The organism is Lutibacter sp., from assembly GCF_040883305.1.
Classification (GTDB): domain Bacteria; phylum Bacteroidota; class Bacteroidia; order Flavobacteriales; family Flavobacteriaceae; genus Lutibacter.
On the sequence record NZ_JBFLKT010000355.1, the window covers coordinates 1 to 3,221 of the forward strand.

The window sequence follows — 3,221 nt, forward strand, 5'->3', positions numbered from 1 at the left end:
ATTAACAGTTCTGAACATAGAAAAAATATAGAAAACCCTGATTCTACTCATTTTGGTATCTCAACAGAATCTGATGATAATGGTAGAAATTATTTTACACATATTTTTATCAAAAAATAAATACAAATTAAAGAACCCCACAATACCTATTTTTTTAATAACAATTAAATTTCACTTAATCTTTTTAATATGAAAACAACAAGTTTATTAGATTACAAAAAGGAAACTTTTTTAAAAGTGATAAAAAATTCATTAAAAAATAAAAGTGTTAATAATAAAATATCTATTAACACTTTAATTCCAAATTTCAGCTTTAAAAATAATAAAGGAGATACTATAACAACTTTTAGAAGTATGTTATAAAATAAATAAGCAGCCACATATAATTTCTTGAAAAAATTGTCGTCCCCACAACGGTAGTAGAATCCAAGTAAATGTATAGTGTGACTGCCTTTTCTTTTATTTCATTTTAATAATTATAAATTCTGTTCTTCTATTTAATTGATGTTCTTCTTCAGAGCATTTTATATTATTACTACATTTATTTACTAACTGCGATTCTCCAAAGCCTTCGTATTTAGTAATTCTAGAAGCGTCTATTCCATTAGAAATAATATAATTATAGGTAGATTTTGCTCTATTATTTGACAATACCATATTGTAATCGTCGTTTGCTCGGCTATCGGTATGAGATTCTAGTCTAATTACCATTTCAGGGTATTTATTCATTAAAGCAACAACTTTATCTAATTCAACGGCAGCATCTGGTCTAATATTATACTTATCTAAATCAAAATAAATAGTTTCTAAATCTGCCAATATTACAACGTCTTCTATTGGTTTCATAGGTATATTTAAATCTACAATTAGCTCTTTTTCTTTTTCTAAACCAAAAGAACTAAAGTTTTTTGCAACATCTTGATATTTTTCTTTTGAGCCTTTTAATATAAATTTTTCATCTCTAGGTATCAAATGCTCGTAAGCACCGTCTTCTTTAGTTATAAAATAAGCTAATTCTTCTCCATTCTCCCTAGTTAGTAAAACTTTGGCACCTGCAACTGGATCATTGTTAACTGCATCATAAATTGTACCTTTTAATGTTAGTGGTGGTATTCTAGTAAAAGCATAAATATCGTCACCACCTGCTCCACCTTTTCTATTAGAAGAAATAAAGCCTTTAAAACCATCTTTTGATAAGTTGTATGCAAAATCATCTTTTCTACTATTAATAGGTTCTCCAAGATTTATAACATTTACAGTTTTATTGTTTTCATCTTTTACAGCTACAAATACATCCATTAAACCTAGACCTACATGTCCGTCAGAAGAAAAATATAAAAGATTTTCTTCATTATAGATAAATGGGAAAGCTTCGTTTCCTTCTGTATTAATTATATTTCCTAAATTTACTGGAGTATCAAATGTTCCATCTTCGAGCACATTACTAACATAAATATCTGTTCCACCAATACCACCTGGCATATTTGATGCAAAATATAATTTTTTTCCATCCTCGCTTAATGAAGGGTGATACACTATATAATTTGGATTATTTAAATTAATTGGTTTTACATTTTCCCATTTTCCATTTACCAATTCGGCACTGTATATTCCAACATGCATTATTCCTTGTGAGTCATTTATTTTTTTGGATTCGTAGTAATTATTTCTTGAAAAATACATTTTAGTTCCTTCACTATTAAAAGTTGCAGGACCATCATGATGAATTGTGTTTACACCACCTTCCAGTTGTTTTGTGGTTGCTACTGAAGCCCCTTCTTTAGAAACTTTATAAAGATCTAATAAAGGTTGTTTGTCCCAAGCATATAATCTTTTTACTGAAACTCCTTCATCTCTAGATGAACTAAAAATAATATCATCATTCAATTCTACAGCTCCAAATTCATTGAATTTAGTATTTATATTTAATTTTTGAAGGGTGTTTTTTTCTGAAGCATTAAAAATAGCACTTGCTAAATCATCATCTTTAAAAAAACTTTTTACTCTAGAATCTTGCTCATTTCCAGCATCTTTAAATTTTTTCATCCACTCTTTTGAAGCTTCATAATCGCCATTTGCTCTCAAAGTCTGCGCGTAGTATAAATAATATTCTGAAGGAACATTTTCTTGTTTCACAACCTCTTTATAAATTTCTAGTGCTTTTTCTGGCTGACGCAACATAATATAGGCATCACCCAGTTTACGCATTGCATAATGCTTATTAAAACTTGTATCAATTAATTTTTCATATGTTTCAATTGCTTTTACAAACGAAAAATTATTAAATTGTCTTTCAGCTCTCTTTTGCTTTACAGTTTGTCCAAATACTGTTGTACTTATTAAAACCAAAGCAACAAATAAAATTTTTATATTTTTCATAATTTTCATCATTTATTTGGTTAGAAATATCTTGGAGATTTTTGTTTCCTTTTTAGGAATTTAAATTCATACATCAACAAAATCTCGTGTGATCCATTGGTATAAGGTCTAATTTCTCCAGTAGGTATTTCATAAGTATATCCAACTCTAAATTGATCTGAAACTTGAAAATCTACTAATGCACCTATAGCTTTCTGATCTCCATTAAATCTATAAGAACCTCCTAACCAAAACTTTTCATTAAATAGGAAATTGGCTGTTAAATCTGTTGATATTGGAGCTCCTTTTGTGTATTTAAACATAAATGAAGGTTTTAATTTTAAATTATCACTTAAATTAAAAACATACCCACCAATTGCATAATAATGGACTCTCTCTAAGGCGGCATATTCAGTATCATTATTTAAATCATGATTAACCATTTTTGGTATTGATAGACCGGCATACCATTTATTAGAATGAAGTAATACCCCTGCTCCAAAATTCGAATTCCATCTATTTAATTTTTCATTAAAATAAGGATCTTGATTTACCTCTGTAGCATTATATAACTCCTCAGCTAGTTTATAATAAGTCATACCACCTTTTAAACCAAAACTGATATCTACTTCATCACTTACCATTAAAGTATAAGAAAAGTCTGCATAAACATAGGTGAAATTTTCATAACCAGATTTATCGTTAATTAATGATAATCCTAAACCAATTTGCTCATTTCTTAATGGAGAATGTATAGATAATGTTTGTGTTTGTGGCCCTCCATCAAATCCAGCCCATTGGTTTCTATTTAATCCTACAATACTCAATGCATCTCTACTACCTGCATAAGCAGGGTTTACAGC

At 28.6% G+C, this 3,221-nt stretch carries 4 protein-coding genes; 2 read left to right on the forward strand and 2 right to left on the reverse strand.

Annotation, left to right across the window (positions count from 1 at the left end; translation table 11 throughout):
• Together AB1Z17_RS11420 and AB1Z17_RS11425 are read left to right on the forward strand one after the other, a co-directional pair.
• Positions 1-120: a CAP domain-containing protein gene (locus AB1Z17_RS11420; protein WP_368051925.1), complete on the forward strand. Its 120-nt coding sequence runs from the start codon at positions 1-3 to the stop codon at positions 118-120.
• Positions 121-189: 69 nt separating this feature from the next.
• Positions 190-363 carry a hypothetical protein gene (locus AB1Z17_RS11425; RefSeq protein WP_368051922.1) on the forward strand — a complete coding sequence of 58 codons (174 nt, stop codon included), beginning with the start codon at positions 190-192 and terminating at the stop codon, positions 361-363.
• 96 nt (positions 364-459) lie between these two features.
• Here the strand turns inward: AB1Z17_RS11425 and AB1Z17_RS11430 are convergent, their stop codons facing one another.
• Positions 460-2,379 (reverse strand): OmpA family protein, encoded by a 1,920-nt coding sequence (locus AB1Z17_RS11430; RefSeq protein ID WP_368051923.1) that lies wholly within the window; start codon positions 2,377-2,379, stop codon positions 460-462.
• Between the two features lie 20 nt (positions 2,380-2,399).
• The coding region (locus tag AB1Z17_RS11435; protein ID WP_368051924.1) for a type IX secretion system membrane protein PorP/SprF at positions 2,400-3,221 on the reverse strand (822 nt) is incomplete at its 5' end.

Bases quoted from the DNA above. Each gene is read 5' to 3' on its own strand.
- AB1Z17_RS11430 (WP_368051923.1), bottom strand. From the start codon at position 2,379: ATGAAAAATATAAAAATTTTATTTGTTGCTTTGGTTTTAATAAGTACA.
- AB1Z17_RS11425 (WP_368051922.1), top strand. From the start codon at position 190: ATGAAAACAACAAGTTTATTAGATTACAAAAAGGAAACTTTTTTAAAA.